General features: G+C 72.7%; 23 protein-coding genes and 1 riboswitch. Of the genes, 16 read left to right on the forward strand and 7 right to left on the reverse strand.

Translation table 11 applies throughout. From position 1 onward, the window contains the following. Positions 1-60: 60 nt before the first annotated feature. The 5 genes from JK359_RS34435 (at position 61) to JK359_RS34455 (ending at position 6396) form a co-directional block, all read left to right on the forward strand. The gene (locus JK359_RS34435; protein ID WP_201843563.1) at positions 61-2493 is read left to right on the forward strand and encodes a sensor histidine kinase; all 2433 of its coding nucleotides are present in this window, start codon (positions 61-63) and stop codon (positions 2491-2493) included. Continuing rightward, the gene (locus JK359_RS34440; RefSeq protein ID WP_201843564.1) at positions 2474-2908 is read left to right on the forward strand and encodes a roadblock/LC7 domain-containing protein; all 435 of its coding nucleotides are present in this window, start codon (positions 2474-2476) and stop codon (positions 2906-2908) included. Before JK359_RS34435 ends, JK359_RS34440 begins: the two co-directional genes overlap by 20 nt. A gap of 7 nt (positions 2909-2915) precedes the next feature. Then, complete coding sequence (locus JK359_RS34445; RefSeq protein WP_307788419.1) at positions 2916-3296, forward strand: DUF742 domain-containing protein; 381 nt, start codon at positions 2916-2918, stop codon at positions 3294-3296. A gap of 548 nt (positions 3297-3844) precedes the next feature. Next, positions 3845-4633 (forward strand): carbon-nitrogen hydrolase family protein, encoded by a 789-nt coding sequence (locus tag JK359_RS34450; protein ID WP_201843565.1) that lies wholly within the window; start codon positions 3845-3847, stop codon positions 4631-4633. 50 nt (positions 4634-4683) lie between these two features. Continuing rightward, the gene (locus JK359_RS34455; protein ID WP_201843566.1) at positions 4684-6396 is read left to right on the forward strand and encodes a flavin monoamine oxidase family protein; all 1713 of its coding nucleotides are present in this window, start codon (positions 4684-4686) and stop codon (positions 6394-6396) included. 34 nt (positions 6397-6430) lie between these two features. On the opposite strand, the gene JK359_RS34460 is transcribed toward JK359_RS34455, so the two are convergent. The 3 genes from JK359_RS34460 to JK359_RS34470 all read right to left on the reverse strand — a co-directional run bounded on the left by JK359_RS34460 (position 6431) and on the right by JK359_RS34470 (position 9602). Continuing rightward, positions 6431-7360, reverse strand: coding sequence for a TIGR03619 family F420-dependent LLM class oxidoreductase (locus tag JK359_RS34460; protein WP_201843567.1), 930 nt, complete (start codon positions 7358-7360; stop codon positions 6431-6433). Between the two features lie 73 nt (positions 7361-7433). Beyond that, positions 7434-8120 (reverse strand): DUF5995 family protein, encoded by a 687-nt coding sequence (locus tag JK359_RS34465; protein WP_201843568.1) that lies wholly within the window; start codon positions 8118-8120, stop codon positions 7434-7436. A 78-nt stretch (positions 8121-8198) separates the two neighbouring features. Then, the gene (locus tag JK359_RS34470; RefSeq protein ID WP_201843569.1) at positions 8199-9602 is read right to left on the reverse strand and encodes a uracil-xanthine permease family protein; all 1404 of its coding nucleotides are present in this window, start codon (positions 9600-9602) and stop codon (positions 8199-8201) included. A 247-nt stretch (positions 9603-9849) separates the two neighbouring features. Between JK359_RS34470 and JK359_RS34475 the strand changes: the two genes are divergently transcribed. Continuing rightward, positions 9850-10308 (forward strand): acyl-CoA thioesterase, encoded by a 459-nt coding sequence (locus JK359_RS34475; protein WP_201843570.1) that lies wholly within the window; start codon positions 9850-9852, stop codon positions 10306-10308. On the opposite strand, the gene JK359_RS34480 is transcribed toward JK359_RS34475, so the two are convergent. Further along, positions 10268-11482, reverse strand: coding sequence for an MFS transporter (locus JK359_RS34480; protein WP_201843571.1), 1215 nt, complete (start codon positions 11480-11482; stop codon positions 10268-10270). The genes JK359_RS34475 and JK359_RS34480 overlap by 41 nt on opposite strands. 120 nt (positions 11483-11602) lie before the next feature. Between JK359_RS34480 and JK359_RS34485 the strand changes: the two genes are divergently transcribed. Beyond that, positions 11603-12994 (forward strand): ROK family transcriptional regulator, encoded by a 1392-nt coding sequence (locus JK359_RS34485; RefSeq protein ID WP_201843572.1) that lies wholly within the window; start codon positions 11603-11605, stop codon positions 12992-12994. Here the strand turns inward: JK359_RS34485 and JK359_RS34490 are convergent. Together JK359_RS34490 and JK359_RS34495 are read right to left on the reverse strand one after the other, a co-directional pair. Beyond that, positions 12991-13749 carry an SDR family oxidoreductase gene (locus JK359_RS34490; protein WP_201843573.1) on the reverse strand — a complete coding sequence of 253 codons (759 nt, stop codon included), beginning with the start codon at positions 13747-13749 and terminating at the stop codon, positions 12991-12993. The two genes, JK359_RS34485 and JK359_RS34490, sit on opposite strands and share 4 nt — an antisense overlap. Positions 13750-13854: 105 nt before the next feature. Further along, complete coding sequence (locus JK359_RS34495) at positions 13855-14745, reverse strand: RNA polymerase sigma-70 factor (RefSeq protein WP_201843574.1); 891 nt, start codon at positions 14743-14745, stop codon at positions 13855-13857. Positions 14746-15060: 315 nt separating this feature from the next. Continuing rightward, positions 15061-15191: riboswitch (FMN riboswitch) on the forward strand. 163 nt (positions 15192-15354) lie between these two features. Between JK359_RS34495 and JK359_RS34500 the strand changes: the two genes are divergently transcribed. From JK359_RS34500 to JK359_RS34540, 9 genes are all read left to right on the forward strand, one after another. Then, a complete protein-coding gene (locus JK359_RS34500) occupies positions 15355-15960 on the forward strand; it encodes a riboflavin synthase (RefSeq protein WP_201843575.1) in 606 nt (201 codons plus the stop codon). Further along, entirely contained in the window at positions 15957-16598 is a 642-nt protein-coding gene (locus JK359_RS34505; RefSeq protein ID WP_201843576.1) for a nicotinamide mononucleotide transporter family protein, read from the forward strand. The genes JK359_RS34500 and JK359_RS34505 overlap by 4 nt, the downstream gene beginning before the upstream one ends. Next, positions 16595-17908 carry a bifunctional 3,4-dihydroxy-2-butanone-4-phosphate synthase/GTP cyclohydrolase II gene (locus JK359_RS34510; RefSeq protein WP_201843577.1) on the forward strand — a complete coding sequence of 438 codons (1314 nt, stop codon included), beginning with the start codon at positions 16595-16597 and terminating at the stop codon, positions 17906-17908. The genes JK359_RS34505 and JK359_RS34510 overlap by 4 nt, the downstream gene beginning before the upstream one ends. 21 nt (positions 17909-17929) lie before the next feature. Further along, positions 17930-18415 (forward strand): 6,7-dimethyl-8-ribityllumazine synthase, encoded by a 486-nt coding sequence (ribH, locus tag JK359_RS34515; protein ID WP_201843578.1) that lies wholly within the window; start codon positions 17930-17932, stop codon positions 18413-18415. A 34-nt stretch (positions 18416-18449) separates the two neighbouring features. Continuing rightward, the gene (locus JK359_RS34520; protein ID WP_189306322.1) at positions 18450-18722 is read left to right on the forward strand and encodes a phosphoribosyl-ATP diphosphatase; all 273 of its coding nucleotides are present in this window, start codon (positions 18450-18452) and stop codon (positions 18720-18722) included. Positions 18723-18777: 55 nt separating this feature from the next. Continuing rightward, positions 18778-19635, forward strand: coding sequence for an ATP phosphoribosyltransferase (gene hisG / locus JK359_RS34525; RefSeq protein WP_201843579.1), 858 nt, complete (start codon positions 18778-18780; stop codon positions 19633-19635). A gap of 16 nt (positions 19636-19651) precedes the next feature. After that, positions 19652-20122, forward strand: coding sequence for a PH domain-containing protein (locus tag JK359_RS34530; RefSeq protein ID WP_201843580.1), 471 nt, complete (start codon positions 19652-19654; stop codon positions 20120-20122). 164 nt (positions 20123-20286) lie between these two features. Next, a complete protein-coding gene (locus tag JK359_RS34535) occupies positions 20287-21621 on the forward strand; it encodes a hemolysin family protein (RefSeq protein WP_201843581.1) in 1335 nt (444 codons plus the stop codon). Beyond that, the gene (locus JK359_RS34540) at positions 21618-22703 is read left to right on the forward strand and encodes a hemolysin family protein (protein WP_201843582.1); all 1086 of its coding nucleotides are present in this window, start codon (positions 21618-21620) and stop codon (positions 22701-22703) included. The genes JK359_RS34535 and JK359_RS34540 overlap by 4 nt, the downstream gene beginning before the upstream one ends. A 201-nt stretch (positions 22704-22904) precedes the next feature. On the opposite strand, the gene JK359_RS34545 is transcribed toward JK359_RS34540, so the two are convergent. Further along, on the reverse strand, positions 22905-24776 hold the full coding sequence (locus tag JK359_RS34545) for an AAA family ATPase (RefSeq protein WP_201843583.1): 1872 nt from the start codon (positions 24774-24776) through the stop codon (positions 22905-22907). Between the last annotated feature and the right edge of the window lie 82 nt (positions 24777-24858).

The raw sequence follows: 24858 nt of genomic DNA on the forward strand, positions 1-24858 counted from the left end.
GCGACGATCCCGTAGGTTGTCCCGCACTTTCTACTGACTGGTAACACCGGCAGGTACCTCATGCGCTGGCCCCTCGGCCGTCCCACCACCGTCCGCACGCGGATCGTGGCGCTCGCGCTCGCCCCGGCGGTCGCCCTGATGGCCCTGTGGAGCTTCGCCATGGTGTCCGTCACCGCCGAACTGCGCGCCCTCGTCCGGCTCCAGGGGGTGTACGAGGACTTCGGCACCCCCGTGGACACCGCGATCGGGCAGATCCAGATCGAGCGCCGGATGTCCGCCGCCTATCTCGGCGCGCGCCTCGACCCGGCCGCCGCCGGGGACCTGCTCGGCCAGCAGCGCCGTACCGACCGGGCCGTCGACGCCATGCGGCAGGCGGTCCGGGACGGCGACCGCGACCGGCTCACCCGCCGGCAACGGCAGGCACTGGACGCCATGGTCGGGGCGACGGACGCGCTGGAGGGGCTGCGCTCGCGCGTGCTGTCCCGGGACATCACCTGGGACCGGGCCGTCGAGGAGTACAGCGCGCTCGTGGAGCCCGGTTTCGACATCCAGTCCACGCTCACCGCGCTGCAGGCCGGACAGCTCGCCCGCGAGGCACAGGTCGTCGTGGAGCTGGTGCGGGTACGGGAGTTCGTCTCGCGTGAGGACGCCCTGGTCGCCGGGGCGCGGGCGGCCGGCACCCTGACCGACCGGCAGTACGACACCCTCACCGCGACCGTCGAGGACCGGCGCGTCTTCGAGCGGACCTACGTGCCCGACCTGCCCGCCGACTCGCGCGCCCTGTTCGAGCACTTCCGGCGCGGCGCACTGCACGGCTCGCTGGTGCTGGAGGAGGACACCCTGCTGCGGGCCGGAGCCGACGGAGCCGGGCAGGCCGTCGCGGCCGGCAGCTGGCGGTCGACCATCGACCGGGCCGTCGTCCGCTACCGGGAGCTGTGCACCAGCGCCGCCGAGAACTCCGCCGCGCGCGGGCGGGCCTTCGCCTACCGGGAGCTGACCAAGGCCGCCGTCGTGGGCGCCGTCGGACTTGCCGCCGTGGCCCTGTCGCTGTGGTTCGCGGTGCGCGGCGCCCGGCGGATCTCGCGGCGCCTGGAGGTCCTGCGGGACGCCGCCGACGTCCTGACCCAGCGGCAACTGCCGGACGTCATGCGCAGGCTGGGCGCCGGCGAGGACGTCGACGCGGTGACCGAGGCGCCGCCGCTGGCCGCCGACGAGGTCCGCGACGACGAGATCGGCCAGGTCGGCCGGTCGTTCAACACCGCGCGCCTGGCCGCCGTGGAGGCCGCCGTGCAGCAGGCCACGCTGCGCCGGGGGCAGTTCGCGGTGCTGCTCACCATCGCCCGCCGCAACCAGGCGCTGGTGCACCGGCAGTTGAAACTCGTCGACATGCTGGAGCGGCGCACCGACGACCCGGACGTGCTGCGCGAGCTGTTCCGCATCGACCACCTGACCACGCGCATGCGCCGGCACGCCGAGAGCCTGATCATCCTCTCCGGGTCCGTACCCGGCCGGCGCTGGCGCAGGCCCGTGCCGGTCGCGGACGTCGTCGCCTCGGCCGTCGGCGAGATCGAGGACTACGCGCGCGTGGCCGTGCCACCGATGCCCGTGGTGGGCGTGACGGCGGACGCGGTCGCCGACGTCGTCCATCTCATGGCGGAACTCCTGGAGAACGCCACCGTGTTCTCGCCGCCGCACACCCAGGTCACGCTGCGCACGGGGCGGGTCGGCAGCGGGTTCGTCGTCGAGATCGACGACCGCGGACTCGGCCTCGACGCCGACGCGCGCGCCGCGGCCCAGCGCACCCTCACCGACCCCGACGCCTTCGACCCCACCCGGCACGACCGCCTCGGCCTCTATGTCGTCGGCCGCCTCGCCGCCCGGCACGGCATCGAGGTCACCCTCCGGGACTCCCCGTACGGGGGGACGACCGCGGTCGTGCGGTTGCCTTCGGCGGTACTGGCCGAACCGGACCCGGCGACACCGGACCGGTCGGCCCCCCTCCACGCGGCCGGAGAGCGGCGACCGCCCAAGACGCGGGACCTGCCGCCGGGGGAGGCAAGCGCTGGGGTCTCCGGGCCGCCGTCGCGGAGGGGGGACGCCGCGGTGCGGGAGTTGCCGTCGGGGGAGGGGAGTGCCGGGGTCTCCGGGCTGCCGTCGCGGAGGGGGGACACCGTGGTGCGGGAGTTGCCGTCGGGGGAGGGGAGTGCCGGGGTCTCCGGGCCGCCGTCGCCGAGGCGGGACGCCTCCGTGCCCGAGCTGCCCACCCGGGTGCGGCAGGCCTCCCTCGTTCCGGAGCTTCGCGAGGAGCCGCCGGCGCAGGGCGGCACCGCCGGACCGGAAATGGACGCCGAGGAGATGCGGGCGATCTTCGGCGCCTTCCAGCGCGGTCTCGACCGTGGCCGCAAGGGACTGCCCGTGTCCGGTGACGCCGATACGGCCACCGGCTCCGCCGACGAAGGGACGGACACCGACGATGCACGGTGGCGACCGTGACGACCAGACCGCCGAGCAGCCCGCCGCGCCCGGCACGGACCTGGGCTGGCTGCTGGACGACCTCGTGGCCCGTACCGAGCACGTCCGCCAGGCCGTGCTGCTCACCGCCGACGGCCTCCCGCTCAGCAGCTCGGACGGCACGCGCCGGCGGGACATCGAGCACCTGGCCGCCGTCTGCTCCGGCTTCCACGGCCTGGCCCGATCGGCGGGCGAGCGGTTCGGCGCGGGGAAGGTGCGGCAGACCATGGTGATGCTGGAGGACGCCTACCTCTTCATCACCCCGGCCGGGCACGGCAGCCGCCTCGCCGTGCTCAGCGAGGCCGGGACCGACGTCGGCCAGCTCGCCCACGAGATGGCCCTGCTCGTCCGCCGCCTCGGCCGCCACCTGGACGCCGCGGCCCGCAGCACCCCGTGACCGCGCGGTGAGCGACGAGCACTGGTACGAGGACGAGACCGGGGCGATGGTGCGCCCGTACACGGTCACCCGAGGCCGCACGCGTCCAGACGGCCGGCACGCCATCGACCTGATGTCGCGGGTCACCGCACTGGACACCGACGGCCCGGGCCCCGCCGTCGACCACGCCGGTGCCGCCCTGCTCGAACTCGTCCGGCGCGGCCCGCGTCCCGTCGTGGAGCTGGCCGCGGACGCCGACCTGCCCCTGACCGTCGTCCGCGTGCTCCTCGGTGACCTGGCCGGGGCCCGGCTGATCCGCATCGACCCGCCCCGCCGGATCGTGACCGCGGGCCCGGCGGCCGATCCCGGGCTGCTCAGGGAGATCGTGGCGCGGCTCAGGGATCTGTAGCCGCTCGGCCGACGAGGCTCGACGAGGCTCGCAGTGACAGGTTCCGCCGACGAGGCTCGACGAGGCTCGCAGTGACAGGTTCGGCCGACGAGGCTCGACGAGGCTCGCAGTGACAGGTTCGGCCGACGAGGCTCGACAAGGCTCGCAGTGACAGGTTCGGCCGACGAGGCTCGACAAGGCTCGCAGTGACAGGTTCGGCCGACGAGGCTCGACAAGGCTCGCAGTGACAGGTTCCGCCGACGAGGCTCGACGAGGCCCGGAGCGACTGGTTCGACCGAACGCCCGCCGCCCGCCCGTCGCGCCGCCTCGCGTCCTGCACGGTGCGGACCGCGCCCCACCACCGCCGCTCGGCCCGGGAGCCCGAGCGGGTGCCGTGCCCCGGGGAGGCCGGGCCCGGCCTGCGGGGGTGCGCAACGAATCGCCGCCCGACCCCCCTGCCACGCAACGATCCGCGCACCGGCGCGCAACGGCTCCTTCTTGTCCGGCCGAGCGCGCCGACCGTACCTTTCTAGCTGGCCCCCGAAACCCCGTACCGGTGAGGATCCCGCATGCGCACCGCCCTGCTCCAGAGCTCCGGCCGCCCCGGCTCGACCGCCGAGAACCTCCAGGTCCTCGACGCCGCCGCGGGCCGGGCCGCCGCCGCGGGCGCCGGGCTGATGGCCGCGCCGGAGATGTTCCTCACCGGGTACGCGATCGGCGACGACATCGCCCGACTCGCCGAGCCCGCCGACGGCGAGTCCGCGGACGCCGTCGCCGAGATCGCCACCCGGCACGGCCTGGCGATCGCCTACGGCTACCCGGAGCGCGACGGCGAGACGGTCTACAACTCCGCCCAGCTGATCTCCGCCGACGGCACCCGTCTCGCGAACTACCGCAAGACCCACCTCTTCGGCTGCGCCGAGCGCGAGCACTTCACCCCGGGCGAGCAGTCCCTCGTCCAGGCCCGGCTGGGCGGCCTGACCGTCGGCCTCATGATCTGCTACGACGTCGAGTTCCCGGAGAACGCCCGCGCCCACGCCCTGGCCGGCACCGACCTGCTGGTCGTGCCGACGGCGAACATGCACCCGTTCCAGTTCGTCGCCGAGTCCATGGTGCCGGTGCGTGCCTGGGAGAACCAGATGTACGTGGCCTACGTCAACCGGGTCGGCCACGAGGGCGAGTTCGAGTTCTTCGGGCTCTCCGCCCTCGCCGGCCCCGACGGCATCGCCCGCTCCCGCGCCGGCCGCGGCGAGGAACTGGTGGTCGCCGACGTCGACCCCGCGTTCCTGGCCGCCTCCCGCGAGGCGAACCCGTACCTGAAAGACCGCCGCCCCGGTCTGTACGGGTCGCTCGTCTGATCCCCCCGAGCCTTTCCCCGATCCACCCCCGCGCAAGGAGTCCGTACCCCATGACGTCCACGGTGCCCAACGCCGTCGAGCACGCCGACGAGCAGCAGCCGCCGATCACCATGTTCGGCCCGGACTTCCCCTACGCCTACGACGACTTCCTCGCCCACCCGGCGGGCCTGGGCCAGGTCCCGGCGACCGAGCACGGCACCGAGGTCGCGGTCATCGGCGGCGGCCTGTCCGGCATCGTGGCCGCGTACGAGCTGATGAAGATGGGCCTCAAGCCCGTCGTCTACGAGGCCGACCAGATCGGCGGCCGGCTGCGCACGGTCGGCTTCGACGGCTGCGACGAGTCGCTGACCGCCGAGATGGGCGCGATGCGCTTCCCGCCGTCCTCCACCGCGCTGCAGCACTACATCGACATGGTCGGCCTGGAGACCAGGCCCTTCCCGAACCCGCTCGCCGAGGCCACCCCGTCCACCGTCGTGGACCTCAAGGGCGAGTCGCACTACGCCGAGACCATCGACGACCTGCCGCAGGTGTACCGGGACGTCGCCGACGCCTGGAACAAGTGCCTCGAAGAGGGCGCCGACTTCTCCGACATGAACCGCGCCATGCGCGAGCGGGACGTCCCGCGCATCCGTGAGATCTGGGCCAAGCTGGTCGAGAAGCTCGACAACCAGACCTTCTACGGCTTCCTCTGCGACTCCGAGGCCTTCAAGTCCTTCCGGCACCGCGAGATCTTCGGCCAGGTCGGCTTCGGCACCGGCGGCTGGGACACCGACTTCCCGAACTCCATCCTGGAGATCCTGCGCGTCGTCTACACCGAGGCCGACGACCACCACCGCGGCATCGTCGGCGGCTCCCAGCAGTTGCCGCTGCGTCTGTGGGAGCGCGAGCCGGAGAAGATCGTCCACTGGCCGTACGGCACCTCGCTGAAGTCCCTGCACGCGGACGGCGAGCCGAAGCCGGCCGTGACCCGGCTGCACCGCACCGCGGGCAACCAGATCACCGTGACCGACGCGAACGGCGACATCCGCACCTACCAGGCGGCGATCTTCACCGCCCAGTCCTGGATGCTGCTGTCCAAGATCGCCTGCGACGACTCGCTCTTCCCGATCGACCACTGGACCGCGATCGAGCGCACCCACTACATGGAGTCCTCGAAGCTCTTCGTGCCCGTGGACCGGCCTTTCTGGCTGGACAAGGCCGTCGACGACAGGGGAAACCCGACCGGCCGGGACGTCATGTCGATGACGCTCACCGACCGCATGACCCGCGGCACCTACCTGCTGGACGACGGCCCGGACAAGCCGGCCGTGATCTGCCTGTCCTACACCTGGTGCGACGACAGCCTGAAGTGGCTGCCGCTGTCCGCGAACGAGCGGATGGAGGTCATGCTGAAGTCGCTCGGCGAGATCTACCCCCAGGTCGACATCAGGAAGCACATCATCGGCAACCCGGTGACCGTCTCCTGGGAGAACGAGCCCTACTTCATGGGCGCGTTCAAGGCCAACCTGCCGGGCCACTACCGCTACCAGCGGCGCCTGTTCACCCACTTCATGCAGGACCGGCTGCCCGAGGACAAGCGGGGCATCTTCCTCGCCGGTGACGACATCTCGTGGACGGCCGGCTGGGCCGAGGGCGCGATCCAGACCGCGCTGAACGCGGTCTGGGGCGTCATGCACCACTTCGGCGGCACCACCGACGCGGCCAACCCGGGCCCGGGTGACGTCTACGACGAGATCGCCCCGGTGGAGCTTCCCGAGGACTGACCGGGAACCAGGACCAAGGCGTGGGCGGCCGGCCTCAGACTCCGGCCGCCCGCGCCTTCTCAAACAGCTCGGCGGCGACGTCCGCCAGCTCCCGCGCGTCCCGCGCGGAGCCCTGGAGGTCCACGATCACCTCGTCCAGGCCGATCTCCGCGTAGTCCACGAGGTCGGCCACGATCTGGTCCACGCTGCCCTGGAAGGGCCTGCGGCCGGTGCCCTCGTACGGCTCGGCCTGGCGGGCGGTGTTCACCCGCAGCACCGTCCGGATCGGCTCGGTACGGCCCCGCGCCTCGGCCGTCTCCCGCAGCTCCCGCCACTGGGCGGCGACCTGCTCGGCGCGCAGGCTCGTCGGCAGCCACCCGTCGGCGTGGTCGACCAGCCGCCGGAAGGCCCGTTTGCTGCCCGCGGCCAGCAGGACGGGGATCGGCCGGGCCGGCTTGGGCCCCACCACGGCGGAGGCGATGCTGGCCAGCTTCCCGTCATGGACGACCGGATCCGGGCCCCACACCGCCCGGCACACCTCGATGACCTCGTCCAGGACCGCGCCGCGCTCCTCGAACGGCCGGACGCCCGATGCGGCGTACTCGTCCAGGGACCAGCCGCTGCCGAAGCCCGCGATCACCCGGCCCCCGCTCGCCGCGTCCAGCGTCGCCAGCGCCTTGGCCAGCTGGAACGGCAGGTGCAGCGGCGCCACCAGGACGCTGGAGCCCAGCTCCGCCCGTCGGGTGGCCGCCGCGGCCAGGGTGAGGGTGACCAGCGGGTCGGCCACGTGCCGGTACTCGTCGGGCCAGGGCAGGCCCGCGATGCCGTACAGACCCTGGGTGGCGGGCTCGGGGAACAGGGCCCGCTCGAAGACCCACAGGCTGTCGTAGCCGATCCGTTCGGCTGCGCTGGCCACTTCGGGCACGTCGGTGCCGATCGAGTACTGCCGCATCTGAGGAAGACCGAGGCCGAGCCGGGTCGCCATGGGGCTGCTCCTTCGCGATCGAGTCCGTGCCGCCGGTGCACGGCGGACATGGGGGAGTTCCTGGCCGGACCGGTCAGTCCGGCAATGGTGTCAGCAGCATCCGCCCGGCGAACCCCACCGCCGCGTCCAGCCGTTCGGTGAACTCCTCGGCGACGTCGGTGCAGTGCCGCAGCGCCCACAGCGCCCGGGCGGCCGCCCAGGTCGCCTCGCGGGCCCGCTCCAGGCTCCAGGAGCCCAGCAGGTGGGTGAGCGGATCGGCGATCTGGAGGAGGTCGGGGCCCGGCATCAGTTCCTCCCGGATGCGCTCCTCCAGCGACACGAGGAGATCGCCGACCCGGTCGAACTCGTCCTCCAGGTCGGCCGGTTCACAACCGAGCGAACGGCAGGTGTCGACCACGGCCAGCGCCAGGTCGTGCCCGATGTGGGCGTTGATGCCGCTCAGCGCGAACTGGAGCGGACGCACCCCCGGGTGGCGTCGCAGCTGGAACAGGGGCCGCCAGCAGGCGGGCGGACGGCGGTCCGCGGCAGCGGCGTCGACCGCCGCGAGATAGCGCTCGGCGAACCGCACGTCCAGCAGGGCCGCCGCGCGCGGGTCCGCGAACTCCCCGGCGTCGAGGCGGCGGTCGACCTCCTCGGTGACGGCGAGGTACACGCGGTTGAACACGGCGACGCCGTCCCGTTCGGGCAGGGCCGCGTCGAGCGCGCGCATCCGCGTGACGACGGCGTCGACGGGGGTGGTGAGGTGAGCCGGCTGCGCCATGGGGGAAGGGTCCCAGCCCGGGGCCGGCCGGCGTGCCGACCGGCCCGGTGCTTCGCCGGAACGGGGGAACCCCCGGGACTACGACGTTGCGCGCGGCGTCCCGGTGCCCGGCTCCGCGTCGTAGGAGGACGTGCCCTCGTCCAGCAGCGGCTGCTGCTGCTTCAGGTGGTCCGGCGCGAAGGCGCGCAGGGCGTGGTAGCCGGTGATGACGACCAGGGTGCCGAGGGCGATGCCGCTGAGCGAGAAGTGGTCGGTGAACTTCATGGGGACGTCGCCGACGCCGATGATGATGCCGGCGGCGGCCGGGACCAGGTTCAGCGGGTTGCGCAGGTCCACCTTGGCGTTGAGCCAGATCTGGGCGCCGAGCAGGCCGATCATGCCGTAGAGGATGACGGTGATCCCGCCGAGGACCCCGCCCGGGACGGCGGCCACGACCGCGCCGAACTTCGGGCAGACGCCGAAGAGCAGCGCGAAGCAGGCGGCGGCCCAGTAGGCGGCGGTGGAGTAGACGCGGGTCGCGGCCATCACGCCGATGTTCTCCGAGTAGGTGGTGTTCGGCGGGCCGCCGACGGCCGTCGACAGCACGGAGGCGACGCCGTCGGCCGAGATCGCCGTGCCCAGCTCGTCGTCCAGCGGGTCGCCGGTCATCTCACCGACCGCCTTGACGTGCCCCGCGTTCTCCGCGACCAGGGCGATGACGACCGGCAGCGCCACCAGCACCGCCGACCACTGGAAGGACGGACCGTGGAAGTGCGGCAGGCCGATCCAGTCGGCCTTGGCGACACCGGAGAGGTCCAGACGCCAGTGGTCGGTGAGCTTGCCGCCCGGGCTCATGGAGTGGATCTTGCCGAAGACCCTGTCGAACGCCCAGGAAATGCCGTACCCGAAGACCAGGCCCAGGAAGATCGCGACGCGGGACCAGAAACCACGCAGACAGACGACGGCAAGACCGGTGAACAGCATCACCAGCAGGGCCGTCCACTGGTCCTGCGGCCAGTACGTGGACGCGGTCACGGGGGCGAGATTGAAGCCGATCAGCATGACGACCGCGCCGGTGACGATCGGCGGCATGGCGGCATGGATGATCCGGGCGCCGAAGCGCTGCACGGCGAGGCCCACCAGGAACAGCACGGCGCCGACGACGAGGACCGCGCCGGTCACCGTCGCGCTCGTACCGCCCTGGGCGCGGATGACGGCGGCCACGCCCACGAACGACAGGGAGCAGCCGAGGTAGCTCGGCACCCGGCCGCGGGTGGCCAGGAGGAAGATCATCGTCGCGACACCGGACATCGTGATCGCGAGATTGGGGTCCAGGCCCATCAGTACCGGGGCGACGAAGGACGCCCCGAACATCGCGACCACGTGCTGGGCGCCCAGGCCCACGGTGCGGGGCCAGGAGAGCCGTTCGTCGGGGCGTACCACCGCTCCGGGCGCGGGCGTGCGCCCGTCACCGTGCAGCTTCCAGCGCACGCCGAGATCCATGGTGGTTTCGCTTTCTTACGTACGTGAGGACGGTCCGGACCATTGTCAGGGGTACCTGGCCGCTCCACGCCCGCACGGCCTCACTCATGAACTGCGTTCCCGATCCATCGCGGTTCGGAGGGCTTGATGCGGCTGATCGCCCGCGTCCGGACGGCATGCGCGGGCGGGGTCGCTTCTGAGCGGTCGCTTAGTATGGTTCCGTACGAGGTGTCGTCCACCCCGCCCGAGCTGCTCAGGAGCCCCTTCCGTGACCGCCCAAGCCCCGACCGCCCCCGCCGTCTCCCACGGCCGGCTCATACCCGTCACCGTCCACTTCGACGACCTCGACGCGCTCGGGCTCCTCCACAACGCCCGCTACCCGCTGATGGTCGAGCGGGCCTGGACCGAGCTGTGGTACCAGCACGGCGTCCGTTTCGACGGCGACTGGGTGGCGGCCGGCGACGCCTGCAACGCGGTCAAGGAACTGCGGATCACCTACCGGGCACCGGTGACCCGTCCCGGCCCCTACGCCGTCCACCTCTGGCTGGAGCGGCTCGGCACCACCGGTCTGACCTACGGCTTCCGGTTCTGCTCGGCCGACGGGGCCGAGACCTACGCCGAGGGCAGCCGGGTGCTCGTCCGGCTGGACGCCACCACCATGCGTCCCGCGCCCTGGAGCGACGCCTTCAGGACCGCGGGTCGGGAACTGCTGCGGCCGGCCGGCTGACCCCGGTCCGGCCGCCGCGCCCGGCGGTGCGCAGGACTCCCGCGAACACCGCGAGCCCGCAGGACAGCGCGGTCACCACACAGAACGACACCGTCAGGCTGGTCGCCTGCGCCACCCCGCCGATCAGGCTGGGGGCGATCAGCCCCGAGGTGTAGGTGACCGTCGCCACGCCCGCTATCGCCTGACTGGGGTTCGGGCCGGCGTGCCCGGCCGCCGCGAAGCACAGCGGTACGACCACGGCGATCCCGAGACCCGTCAGCGCGAACCCGGCCATGGCCACCGCCGGATGCCCCGCGAGGACGATCAGCAGCCCGCCCGCACCGGCCAGGACACCGCCGCCGCGGACGGTGCGCACCGCGCCGAAGCGGTTCACCACCGCGTCCCCGGCGATCCGGGCCACCGCCATCGTCAGCATGAACCCGGTCGTCGACGCCGCCGCCAGACCGGCCGAACCGTCCAGCCGGTCCCGCAGGAACACCGCCGACCAGTCCAGGCTCGCGCCCTCGGCGAACACCGCGCAGAACCCGACCGCGCCGATCAGCAGCGCCGAGCGTGGCGGCAGCGCGAACCGCGGCGGCGGCTCCTCGTCCTCGGCCGGCTGCACGTCCGGCACCCAGGTGCAGGCCAGCAGGCCGAGGAGGGTCAGGGCGGCCGCGGCGAGCACGTGGTGCACGCGCGCGTCCGAGCCGAGGTGCGCGGCTAGGGTGCCGGCCGCCGACCCGGCGAGCGCGCCCGCGCTCCACATCCCGTGCAGCCCCGACATGATCGACTTCCCGAGCCGTCGCTCGACCTCGACGCCCAGCGCGTTCATCGCGACATCGGCCATGCCGGAGGTCGCGCCGTAGGCGAACATCGCCAGGCACAGGGTGTACAGGTTCGGCGAGAGGGACGGCAGGATCAGCGACAGCGTCCACAGCGCCAGCAGTCCGCGCAGGGCCGTACGGCTGCCGAACCGGTGACTGATGCGTCCCGCCAGCGGCATGGCGCACGAGGCGCCGAACGCGGTGAAGGCCAGCGCGAAGCCGAGCTGTCCCGCGCTCAGCGAGGCGTGGTCCTGGATCCAGGGCACCCGGGTCGCGAAGGAGCCGGTCACGGCGCCGTGCACGGCGAAGACGGCCGCGACCGCGTAGCGCGCGCGCCTGACCTCGTCCCGTGCGCCACCCACGTCACCCATGTTCCAGCCCCTCCCCGGGAGTTCCCCACCGCGCCGTCGCGGCACCGCCGCAAACTATCAGGGTCCCTGCCTGATAGATAGTGTGCAGGGAGGCCGCCCGCGTCTGGGAGGATTCCCGTCATGCCCGCATCCCCGAGCACCGCCCGGGCCATCAACGACCGGCTCGCCTTGCGCCTGCTGCAGCAGGAAGGCCCGCTGACGGCGGGGCAGTTGAAACAGCTGACCGGACTGTCCCGGCCGACGGTCGCGGACCTCGTCGAACGGCTCACCGTCTCCGGCCTGATCACCGTGGTGGGTGAGTCCGGTGAGCAGCGCCGCGGCCCCAACGCCCGGCTCTACGGCATCGTCGCCGACCGCGCGCACCTCGCCGCCCTGGACGTCCGCACGGAGGGCCTCTTCGTCCTCGTCTCCGACCTGGTAGGGCGGGTGCTCGCCGAGGCCTTCGTGCCGATCGGCCCGGACGCCGGGACCGGGCCGGCCGTGGAGCAGGCGGTGGCCGCGGTCGAGCGCACCGCCAAGGAGGCCGGTGCCGACCGGCTGCACACCGTAGGCATCGGCGCACCGGGCCTGATCGACCCGGCCACCGGCGACCTCCGGGACTCCGCGGGGCTGCCCGCCTGGCACCGCAGTCTGGCCGCCGCGCTCCCGGACCGGCTGCCCGGGGCCCGCGTCATCGTGGAGAACGAGACCAACCTGGCCGCGCTGGCCGAACAGCGTGAGGGCGCCGCCCGTGACCGGGAGACCTTCGTGCTGCTGTGGCTGGGCCACGGTGTCGGCGCCGCGGTCGTCCTGGAAAGCACCCTGCGGCGGGGCGCCTCGGGCGGCACCGGCGAGATCGGCTTCCTGCCGGTCCCGGGCACGCCGTCGCTCCCCTCGGCGACGGACTGCGAGGGCGGCTTCCACTCGCTGACGGGGGCGGCCGCGATCGCCGCACTGGCCCGGGAGTGCGGGCTGCCGACGCCGGAGACGGCGGACGGACCGGGCGTCGCGGCGGTGGTGCGGGACGCGGTGGCACAGCCGGCGGAGGACCCGGCGGAACTCCTCTCGGAAGACCGCGCGGAAGGCCCAGCGGGAGTCCGTGGGGAAGGCCCAGCGGGAGTCCGTGCGGAAGGCCCAGCGGAAGGCCCGGAAGACCGCGCGGAAGGCCTCGCGGGAGACCGTGCGGAAGGCCCAGCGGGAGACCGTGCGCAAGGCCGCGCGGAACTCCGGGACGGCACGCGCGAGCGCACCGGAGCCGCCCGCTTCCTGGGGATCCTCGCCGACCGGATCGCCATAGGCGCCGCCTCCGTCGTCGCCGTCCTGGACCCGGGGCGCGTCGTGCTCGGCGGCGAGGTCGGCCAGGCCGGGGGAGGGGTGCTGGCCGGCCTCGTGGAGGCCCGGCTGCGCCGTATGTCACCCCTGGCCACCGAGGTGCGCGCGAGCACCCTCGGCGGCGCCGCGGTCCTGCGCGGAGCCCTGCTGACGGCCAGGGACCGGGCCCAGGACGACGTCTTCGCACCACCGGCGTACTAGAACCTCGCAGCTCCCTCTCCGAACCGGCGCGCCAGGTGTTCCTCGAAGGTGATCTTGCCCAGGGCCCGGTCCGGGGCCGTGTGGCCGCCCGCGCGGAAGGCGCGGTACGTCTTCCCGAAGAGGGGGACCGGGACCACCGGCCGGCGCCGGCCGGTCGCCCGCAGATAGGCGCGGGCCAGCGAGTCGAGCGTACGGACCTCCGGGCCGGCCAGGTCCGCCACCCGGCCGGCCGGTGCCGCGAGCGCCAGGTCGGCCAGCCGGCCGGCCACCTCGGCGACCTCGACCGGCTGGTCCGGCACGTGCGCGGGCAGCGCCATCACCGGCGGCTTGGCCAGCCCCTGGAAGAGCGTCACCAGCAGGTCGTGGAACTGGGTGGCCCGCAGGACGGTCCAGCCGAGCCCCGACTCCTCGATCTGCCGTTCCACCGCGAGCTTGCTCCGGTAGTAGCCGAACGGCACCTGGTCGACGCCGACGATGGAGATGTAGGCCAGGTGACCGACCCCGGCCCGCCGCGACGTCGCGATCAGGTTCCGGGCGGCGTCCTCGTCCCCGCCGCGCGGAGAGCTGGCGCAGTGCACGACCGTCTCCACCCCCGCCAGGGCCGCCTCCAGCCCGCTCCCGCCTTCGCGCAGGTCGACGGCGTACGGCAGGGTGTGCCGGCTGAGCACCCTGACCTCGTGCCCGTCCGCCCGCAGCCGCTCGGTGACGAGCCGGCCCAGCGTTCCGGTTCCGCCGGTCACCAGGATCGTGGTCATGCTGTTCTCCGTCCCTTCGGACACCGGGGCGCTCCGGCCGGAGCGCCCTCCACCAGCTGGGACCGGACAGCCCCCGGAGAATGTGACAACCCCGGCGGACCACTTTCAGACGCGGGCGAGCTGCTGCCGTGCGAACCGAAGCTTGTCCGGGTTGACCACCGCCCGCACCCGCGTGATCAGCCCGCCCCGCAGCTCCGGCACCGCGATCGCCACCAGCGTGCCGCCGGCCCACGTGACCAGCGCGGCCTCGCCGTTGACCTCGGCCGCCGTGAACTCCGTGTCCGGCGCGAACCGCCGGGAGATGCCCGCCAGGAAGCGCACCACCTTGTCCCGGCCCTCGATCGGCCGCAGCGCCGCCGTCACCCTGCCGCCCCCGTCGGCCCACCAGATGACGTCCGCCGCGAGCAGCCGCTCCAGCGCGGCGAGATCACCCTCGCGGGCAGCCGTGACGAACGAGGCGACCAGGTCCGCCTGCCGCTCCGGAGCCGCCTCGAACCGGCCCTCCGGCTCGGCCACCCGCAGAGCCGCCCGCCGGTAGAGCTGACGGCAGTTGGCCTCGCTCAGTTCCAGGACGTCCGCGATCTCCCGGTGCGCGTAACCGAACGCCTCCCGCAGCACGTACACCGCGCGTTCGGCCGGGGTGAGCCGCTCCAGCAGCACGAGCAGGGCCAGCGAGACCTGGTCCCGGCGTTCGGCGGACTCCAGGGGGCCGAGCGTGCCGTCGGCGGTGACCACCGGCTCCGGCAGCCAGGTCCCGACGTACTGCTCGCGCCGGGCGCGGGCCGAGGTCAGCCGGTTCAGGCAGAGGTTGGTCACCGTCTTCGCGAGCCAGGCCCCGAGGTGCTCGATGGCGGCCCGGTCGGCGCCGCTGAACCGCAGATACGCGTCCTGCACCGCGTCCTCCGCCTCCTGGGCGGAGCCGAGCAGCCGGTAGGCCAGGCCGAAGAGGCGGGCGCGATGGGCTTCGAACGCCTCGGCGGGCGGGACGGTCGTCATGCGCTCACCCTGCCAGAGCCCTGATCCCGTCCCGCCGGAGGGGCGCGACGGGATCCGCCCGGAGCCCTGGGCGGCCCGGCGGCGGGCAAGGGCCGTCGTCACCGCCACCGGGCCCGCCCGCACCCTAAAAGGACTAGACCAGTATGGTCAATGGGTCCGGACCAAGGTCAACCGCCGTCAACCGCCCTGACCCGAGGGCGAGTTGGCCGGGCCGACCGCGTGGCGCGAAACCGGCGACACGCACTGTGAGCGAGCCCACACCGTTCATCCGTATGGACGAGCACCGGGCGTGGCAAACTGGCCCTGTACCAGAAGCAGCGCACTCCGGGGTCGGTGAAAGTCCGAACCGGCGGTTACAGTCCGCGACCCGGTCGCTTCCAGCGGCCGGTTGACCAGGTGAAATTCCTGGACCGACGGTTAAAGTCCGGATGGGAGGCAGTGCGCGGCGGGCGGGCATGCGTTTTCCGTGTGCGCGCCGCCGTATCTGGATGTGTCCGTGTGCGGACGCGTCCTTTTCCGGCGACGCCTCCGGTGTGTGCTCACCCGTAGATTCTGTCGTCATCGACAGGCCCCGGAGTCCGTGCCCGAACAGGCAGGAGGACCCGGGAAGTGTTCACCGGAATCGTCGAAGAGCTTGGTGAGGTCACCGCCGTCGAGACCCTCGGCGACGCCTCCCGCTTCAGGCTCCGCGGCCCCGTCGTCACCGAGGGCGCGCAGCACGGCGACTCCATCGCCGTGAACGGGGTCTGTCTCACCGTCGTCGAGCACGAGGGCGACGAGTTCACCGCCGACGTCATGGCCGAGACCCTGAAGCGCTCCAGCCTGGGCGCGCTCACCGTCGGCTCCCGCGTGAACCTCGAACGCCCCACCGCCGTCGGCGCCCGCCTCGGCGGGCACATCGTGCAGGGGCACGTGGACGGCACCGGCGAGGTGCTGGCCCGCACCCCCTCCGAGAACTGGGAGATCGTCAAGATCTCACTCCCGGCGGACCTCGCGCGCTACGTCGTCGAGAAGGGCTCCATCACCGTCGACGGCATCAGCCTCACGGTCGTGGAGGCCGGCCCGGACTACTTCACCGTCAGCCTCATCCCCACCACCCTCGCCCTGACCACGCTCGGCGTGAAGCAGGCCGGCGACCCGGTCAACCTCGAGGTGGACGTCATCGCCAAGTACGTGGAGCGGCTGCTCGCGGCCGGGCAGGGGGCCGGCCGGTGAACTGGCTGAACTCGGAGGCGTTCACCCTCCTCGGCCAGCACATCATCTGGTCGGACATGGCCGGCAACATCCTGGGCCTCATCACCCTCGCCCTCGGCTGGCGCCGCTCCCTGTGGACCTGGCCCGTGCAGTTCCTGTCCGGCCTCGTCCTCTTCGCCGCCTTCTACGGCCACCTCACCGGCAGCGCCGGCAAGCAGGCCGTCGTCATGGCCGTCGCCCTGTACGGCTGGTGGCAGTGGCAGCGCGACAAGGACCGGTCCGCGGACGGCCACATCGCCCCCCGCTTCGCCACCGGACGCGAGCGAGCGGCCATGCTCGCCGCTGCCGCCGCCGGCACGGTCGCCGTGGCCTTCCTCTTCAAGGCGTACCCGAGCCTGTCCTGGGACCCCTGGCCCGACGCCTACATCTTCGTCGGCACCATCGTCGCCATGTACGCCCAGGCCAAGGGCATGGTCGAGTTCTGGTTCGCCTGGCTGCTCGTCGACCTCGTCGGCGTCCCCCTCAACTTCGCCAACGGCTACGCCTTTTCCGGTTTCGTCTACGTCATCTACGGCGCACTCGTCCTGTGGGGCATGCGCGACTGGTGGCTGCGCTCCCGCCGGAGCCCGCAGCCCGTCCTGGAAGGAGCGCCGGCATGACCTCGGCACCGATCCTGTACGACACGGACACCATCGAGAACTTCGTGCTCGACCCCGTAGAGCAGGCCATCGCCGACATCGCGGCCGGCCGCCCGGTCGTGGTCGTCGACGACGAGAACCGGGAGAACGAGGGCGACCTCGTCGTCGCCGCGGAGAAGGTGACCCCCGAGATCGTCGCGTTCATGATGAGCGAGTGCCGCGGTCTGATCTGCGCCCCCATGGAGGGCGAGGAACTCGACCGGCTGCGGCTGCCCCAGATGGTCGAGGACAACACCGAGTCGATGAAGACCGCGTTCACGGTCTCGGTGGACGCCACCGCCGCCCACGGGGTGACCACCGGCATCTCGGCCGCCGACCGCTCCACCACGCTCCGGCTGCTGGCGAGCGGCACCGCCGAGCCCAGCGACCTCGTCCGCCCCGGCCACATCTTCCCGCTGCGCGCCCGGTCCGGCGGCGTCCTGGTCCGCAACGGCCACACCGAGGCCGCCGTCGACCTCGCCCGGCTCGCGGGCCTGCGCCCGGCCGGCGCCATCGTGGAGATCGCCGGCGAGGACGGCCGCATGCTCCGCCTGCCCGAGCTGATCCCGTTCGCCCGCAAGCACGGCCTGACGATCATCTCCATCGAGGACCTGATCGCCTACCGCCGCGGCAGCGAGCCCACCGTCCGCCGCGAGGCCGAGACCCGCCTGCCCACCCGGCACGGCACCTTCCGGGCCTACGGCTACCGGTCCACCCTCGACGGCGTCGAACACGTCGCCCTCGTCCACGGCGACCTCGGCACCGGCGAGGACGTCCTGGTCCGCGTGCACTCCGAGTGCCTCACCGGCGACGTCTTCGGCTCCCTGCGCTGCGACTGCGGCCCCCAGCTCGACACCGCCCTGGAACGCATCCAGGACGAGGGCCGCGGAGTCGTCGTCTACCTGCGCGGACACGAGGGACGCGGCATCGGCCTGCTGTCGAAGCTGCGCGCCTACGAGCTGCAGGAGCAGGGCCGCGACACCCTGGACGCCAACCTCGAACTCGGCCTGCCCGCCGATGCCCGCGACTACGGCGCCGGCGCGCAGATGCTCGTCGACCTCGGTGTGCGCAGCGTCCGGCTGATGACCAACAATCCCGACAAGACCGACGCACTGCTGCGCCACGGACTGAAGGTCACCGGCCGCGAGCCGATGCCCGTCCAGGCCGGCGAGCACAACCTCCGCTACCTGCGCACCAAGCGGGACCGGATGGGACACGACCTGCCCTGGCTCGACACGCCGGCCGTGGCAGCCGCCACGGCCGCGTCCGCGGCCACCTGCGGCAACCAGTAAGAGAAAGCACGGAGGAGAGACGTGAGCGGCAAGGGTGCACCGGAACTGTCCGTACGCAACGTGAGCGACCTGCGGGTCGCCGTCATCGCGGCGCAGTGGCACGAGAAGGTGATGGACGGTCTGGTGAACGGCGCCCTGCGCGCCCTGCACGACCTCGGAATCGACGAGCCGACCCTGATCCGGGTCCCCGGCAGCTTCGAGCTGCCGGTCGCCGCCAAGGTCCTCGCGGGCCGCGGCTACGACGCCGTCGTCGCGCTCGGCGTCGTCATCCGGGGCGGCACCCCCCACTTCGACTACGTGTGCCAGGGCGTCACCCAGGGCCTCACCCAGGTCTCGATCGAGACCGGCGTCCCGGTCGGCTTCGGCGTGCTCACCTGCGACACCGAGGAGCAGGCCCTGGACCGGGCCGGCCTGGAGGGCTCCAACGAGGACAAGGGCCACGAGGCGGTGACCGCCGCGGTCGCGACCGCGGCCACGCTCCGCTCAGTATCTGAACCCTGGCACTAGGGAGTCGGCCGAACCGCGTAGGGTGGGGCTCACCATGTCCAAGAAGACGTTCGAGCAGCTCTTCACCGAGCTCCAGCAGAAGGCCGCCCACGGCGACCCCGCCACCTCCCGCACCGCCGAGCTGGTCGGCAAGGGCGTCCATGCCATCGGCAAGAAGGTCGTCGAGGAGGCCGCCGAGGTCTGGATGGCCGCCGAGTACGAGGGCAAGGAAGCGGCCGCCGAGGAGATCTCGCAGTTGCTGTACCACGTCCAGGTGATGATGGTCGCCCGCGGGATCTCCCTGGACGACGTCTACGCCCACCTGTGACCCGCCCGCTGTAACGAGCCGTAGAAAACCCCTTCACGCAAAGGAAGCCGACCTCATGCTGCGCATCGCCGTCCCCAACAAGGGTTCACTGTCCGGCCCTGCGGCGGAGATGCTGCATGAGGCCGGCTACCAGCAGCGCCGCGAGTCCAAAGAGCTGCGCGTCGTCGACCCGGAGAACGAGGTCGAGTTCTTCTACCTCCGCCCCCGCGACATCGCGATCTACGTCGCATCCGGCCGCCTCGACGTGGGCATCACCGGCCGCGACCTGCTGATCGACTCCGGCGCCGACGCCGAGGAGATCCTGCCGCTCGGCTTCGCCCGCTCCACCTTCCGCTTCGCCGCCAGGCCGGGCACCGCGAACGGTATCGAGGACCTCAAGGGCAGGACGGTCGCCACCTCCTACGAGGGCATCGTCGCGGGGCACCTCGCGGACAGCGGCATCGACGCCTCCGTCGTCCACCTGGACGGCGCCGTCGAGACCGCGATCCAGCTGGGCGTGGCCGAGGTCATCGCCGACGTCGTGGAGACCGGCACCAGCCTGCGCAACGCCGGCCTGGAGGTCTTCGGCGAGCCGATCATGAAGTCGGAGGCGATCGTCATCCGCCGCACCGGCGCCGACGCCGAGGAGGGCGCCGACCCCAAGGTGCAGCAGTTCCTGCGCCGGCTGCAGGGCGTCCTGGTCGCCCGGACGTACGTGATGATGGACTACGACTGCCGGGTCGAGCAGCTGGAGAAGGCCGTCGCGCTCACCCCCGGCCTGGAGTCCCCGACCGTCTCCCCGCTGCACAACGAGGGCTGGGTCGCCGTCCGCGCCATGGTCCCCGCCAAGGAGGCGCAGCGGATCATGGACGACCTGTACTCCATCGGCGCCCGGGCCATCCTGACCACGGCCATCCACGCCTGCCGCCTCTAGAGGGGTACGCCGACCGATGACCGACCCGACCCCCCTTCCCGCCCTCCCCGTCACCTTCCGGCCGGGCCGCACCCGGGTGATCCTGCTCACCGCCGGTGTAGTGATCTTCGTGGTGATCTCCGGGGTCGCGCTGCTGCTGGAGCAGCTCGGCCCGGGCGACCGGTTCACCTTCATCCTCACCGGAGCGCTCTGCTTCTGGTTCCTGGCCCGGCTGGCCCGGGTGAAGGTGGTCGCCGACGAGTCCGGTGTCACCGTGGTCAACATCGCCCGCAAGCGGCGTCTGGCCTGGGCGGAGATCCTCCGGGTGAACCTCCGGCCGGGTGACCCGTGGGTGTTCCTCGACCTCAGCGACGGCACCAGCCAGCCCGCGCTCGGCATCCAGCCGGGCATCGCCAGACAGCGCGCCATCGCCGACGCCAAGGCCCTCCGCGCCCTCACCGAGGCCCACTCGGGCTCCTCCGCCCTGCCGCACGAGCCCAAGTCTTGATTAATCTGGTGGGCGGAGGCCGTCTCGCTGTGCCTCCGCCCCTGCGCTCCGCCCGGTGCCCAGGGGCTCCTGCTACCCGAGGAGTGACTCCCTCCGGCGATGGACGGATCGTCCTGTAGTACCTGCGCCGCCCCGACCCGACATACGGGGAAGGCGGTGGCAGCGTGACCATCCCCCTGCTGCTCCTCGGAGCGGCGTTCCTGCTGATTCTCGCCAACGGTTTCTTCGTGGCGGCCGAGTTCGGTCTCGTGACGGTCGAACGTCCGGACGCCGAGAAGGCCGCCGCCGACGGCGACAAGCGTGCCCGTACGGTCGTCGAGTCGCTGAAGGAACTGTCCTTCCAGCTCTCCGGCACCCAGCTCGGCATCACCATCACCTCCCTGGTCGTCGGCATGCTCGCCGAACCGGCCCTGGCCGAGCTGCTGCACGGCCCGTTCGCCGCGCTCGGCATTCCCGGGGGCGCCGTCTCCGGGGTCGCCGTGGTCGTCGGCATGCTGCTGGCCTCGGCGATCCAGATGGTGGTCGGCGAACTCGTACCCAAGAACTGGGCGGTGTCCCGGCCGCTGCAGGTCGCGCGCTTCGTCGCCGGCCCCCAGCACCGCTTCGCCCGCCTGTTCCGCCCGGTGATCTCCGCGCTGAACACGGTCGCCAACCGGCTCGTGCGCGCCCTCGGCGTCGAACCGGCCGAGGAACTGGCCTCCGCCCGCACCCCGGGCGAACTGGTGTCCCTCGCCCGTCACTCCGCCCGGGCCGGCGCCCTGGAGCAGGACACGGCCGACCTCTTCGTCCGCACCCTGTCCCTGGGCGAGCTGACCGCGCAGCACGTCATGACCCCGCGAGTGAAGGTCAGCGCGCTGCAGGACTCGGCCACCGCCGAGGACGTCGTCAACCTCACCCGCGCCACCGGCCTGTCCCGCTTCCCCGTCTACCGGGAGAAGATCGACGAGATCGTCGGCATGGCCCACCTCAAGGACGCCCTGGCGGTGCCCGTGCACGACCGGCTGCGCACCCCGGTCGGCCGCATCGCCCGCAAGGCGCTCCTCGTCCCCGAGACCCTGCCGGTCCAGCCGCTCCTCGCGCGGCTGCGCAGCGAGCAGCCCATCGCGGTCGTCGTCGACGAGTACGGCGGCACGGCCGGCGTGGTCACCCTGGAGGACATCGTCGAGGAACTCGTCGGCGAGGTCCGCGACGAGCACGACGCCAAGGACGTCCCCGAGCTGGCCCCCGCCCCGCCGGAGGACGGCCGGCCCGCCTGGGACGCGGCCGGCAGCTGCCGCGTCGACATCCTCCTGCGCATAGGCCTCGACGTGCCCGAGGGGCCGTACGAGACCGTCGCCGGCCTGGTCGCCGACCTGCTGGGCCGGATCCCGGCCCCCGGCGACAAGGCCGAACTGCCCGGCTGGCGGCTCTCCGTCCGCCAGGTCGGCCACTACCGCGCCGAGCGGGTCCGCCTGGTCAGGACGGCCGCGGCGGTCAACGTGATGGAGGCCGCCCGATGAGCGTCCTCCAACTCGTCTTCGCCGCGTTGCTCGTACTCGCCAACGGCTTCTTCGTCGGCGCCGAGTTCGCGCTCGTCTCCGTGCGCCGCAGCCAGATCGAGCCGCTCGGCACCGCCCGGGCCCGCCAGGTGCTGTACGGCCTGGAGCGGCTGCCGCAGATGATGGCCGCCGCACAGTTCGGCATCACCGTCTGCTCCCTGACGCTCGGCGCGGTCGCCGAGCCGACGGTGGCGCACCTGCTGGAGCCGGTGTTCGAGTGGATCCACCTGCCGGAGGGCATGATCCACCCGCTCGGCTACGTCATCGCCCTGGCCGCCGTGGTCTTCTTCCACCTGGTCATCGGCGAGATGGTGCCGAAGAACCTCGCCATGGCGGCGCCCGAGAAGGCGGCGCTCTGGCTCAGCCCCGGCCTGGTGTACTTCGCCCGCCTGTGCAGGCCGATCACGGTGGCCCTCGGCGCCTGCGCCCAGGGCATCCTGCGGCTGTTCCGGGTCGAGCCGAAGGACGAGGTGGAGGCGGTCGTCACCACCGAGCAGCTCAACCGGCTCCTGGAGGACTCCGGCCAGGCCGGTCTCCTCGACCCCGAGGAGCAGGAACGGCTGGAGGACGCCCTGGAACTGGGCTCCCGTCCGGTGACGGACGTCCTGCTGCGCCGGGAGTCCCTGGTCACGGTGACCCCGGCGGTCACCCCGGGCCAGATCGTCGGGCTGACGGCCCGCACCGGGTACTCCCGCTTCCCGGTCGCGGCGACCGAGAAGGGTTCCTTCATGGGGTACGTCCACGTCAAGGACGTCCTCGACCTGGAGGACTCCGACCGGGCCGTGCCCCAGCACGTCTGGCGCCCGATGACGACCCTCCGCGCCGAGCTGCCCCTCGACGACGCGCTCACCGTGATGCGCCGGGCCGCCACGCATCTGGCCCAGGTGGCCGACGCCACCGGCAAGGTGCTGGGTCTGGTCGCCCTGGAGGACGTACTGGAGCTTCTGGTGGGTGAGGTACGGGACCCGGCGCACCGGGACGTGCCGGGCGTGAAGCTGACGGAGCCGAGGGTGAGCGGGGAACCGGAAGGAGCGCTCGCCTAGCGGCCGGGTGGTGGAGCGGGGAACTGTGCGGCCGCGGGTCCGTCGTGGCCGGTCGCGCGGTTCCCCGCGCCCCTTCGGGCGCGTCTCCCGTCCCCGCGCCCCTTCGGGCGCGTCTGCCTTGCCCGTGCTCGTTCGGGCGCGTCTGCCTTGCCCGTGCTCGTTCGGGCGCGCTTGCCTTTCCCGGGTCTCTTCGGGCGGGTTTCACATGGCCGACGGGTCTTGCGGGCCCCGTCCCGACAGCACCTCTCCGTACGCCTGCATCAGATCCGGCAGCCGGAGGGTCGCCAGGTCGTCCCGGGACAGTGCCCCCGCGTACGTCGACAGCCGCAGATCCCGGTACGCGCAGCTCTTCTCGTACAGCGTCCGCAGGAACCGCCCGTTGCCCAGCTCGTCGATCCATCCCTGATCGACCACGTGCCCGGCGATGGACCGCAGCTCGTCCAGGGCCTCCTCGTCCCAGCGGTCCCCGTTCTCGGCCGCGAGCACCTTGCCGATCTCGGTCAGCTCCTGCGGCCGGTAGGAAGGGAAGTCCACGCGGCTCGTGAAGCGTGAGGACAGGCCCGGGTTGGCGGCGAGCAGCCGGTCCATGCCCTCCGGATAGCCGGCCAGGATCACCACGAGGTGGTCCCGGTTGTCCTCGGCACGCTTCAGCAGCACCTGGAGCGCCTCGTCGCCGTACGCGTCCCCCTTGCCGTACCCGGAGTTGGACAGCGAGTACGCCTCGTCCACGAACAGCACCCCGCCGATCGCGGAGTCGATCAGCTCGTTGGCCTTCACGGCGGTCTGCCCGAGATACTCGCCGACCAGGTCGGCCCGCTGGGCCTCCACCAGGTGGTCGCCGCCGAGCAGGCCGAGGGCGTAGAACACCCGGCCCAGGATGCGGGCGACCGTGGTCTTGCCGGTCCCCGACGGCCCGGAGAAGACGAAGTGCCGTTTGGGCGGCTGCACCGGCAGCCCCTGCCCGGCCCGCAGCCGGGCCATGTTCAGCTGTGCGGACAACGCCTTGACCTGGCGCTTCACCGGCTCGAGCCCCACCATGCGCTCCAGCTCGGCGAGCGCCTCCTCCAGCAGCCCTGGGTCGGTCGGGCCGGCCGGGATCGGTGAGGCGGACACCCCGGACACCCCGGTCTTCGTCCGCACCGAGGGATCACTCACCGACGGCAGCGGCCCGGTCGGCAGATCGGGCTCGGGCAGCCGCAGATCCCGGCCCTCCGTGCCGAACAGCGCATCGAACGCGTCCTGCCCGTCCACCGTGTCCTGCCCCGCGCCGGCCAGCGTGATCGCGGCGAGGCCGGCCGCGTCGTCGTACCCGTCGCCCTCGGCGATCGCGGCGAGCCGCGCGGAGGTGTCCATGAAGGCGGGGTCGACCCGGTGCACCGCCCGGTACAGGGGGAGCGCGGCGGCGCTGCGGCCGGTGCCCTCGTGGGCCCGCGCCAGCCAGTACCGCAGCTCCTTGCGCTGCGGCTGCTCGCTGCGGCACCTCATCAGCGCCGCCGACAGCAGCGGCTCGGCCTGGCCGTACATCTCCAGCCGGACCCGGGCCATGCCGCCGAACAGGCCGGCCTCGATGCCGAGCATGGCATCGTCCAGCAGCGGATCGGTGTGCCGGACCAGCTGCTCCCAGTCCTTGACCAGGTAGGCGCGGCATGCGTGCAGGAAGCGGACCTGGGCGTCGGTGTCGACCGGGGGCAGTCCGGCGAGGGCGCGGTCCAGTTCGGGCACGTGCCGGCCGTCGAGCCAGTGCGAGGCGTGCGCCAGCAGCAGATCGCGCGGGCTCTCCAGCACCGGCTGCACCCACCACCCCAGCCAGTACCAGGAGTTGAGGGGCCGGCGGTGCCGGGTGCGCTGTTCTCCGAAGCGCTCGCGGTGCCGGAACATCCGCAGCAGCGCGGTCGTCGTGTCGACGCGGAGCGCGTGCAGACCGAGCCAGGCGTCCGCCATGCCCGGGTCCATGCGCACCGCGGTACGGAACTCCTCCTCCGCCTGCGGGTAGGCGCCCATCGTGTAGGCGTCCACACCCCGTAGCCAGGCGAGGTCGGCCGGGGCCTCGGGGCCCTGCGTGCCGAAGTCCATCACGTCCCCCCACAGACCGTGCCCCCGTGGTTCACCGCCGGGCAGTCGCCCGACGGCCGCCGCGGTCGAACAGCTGTGCCGC

The sequence above is a fragment of the Streptomyces actinomycinicus genome (genome assembly GCF_016741775.1).
Taxonomy (GTDB): Bacteria; Actinomycetota; Actinomycetes; order Streptomycetales; family Streptomycetaceae; genus Streptomyces; species Streptomyces actinomycinicus.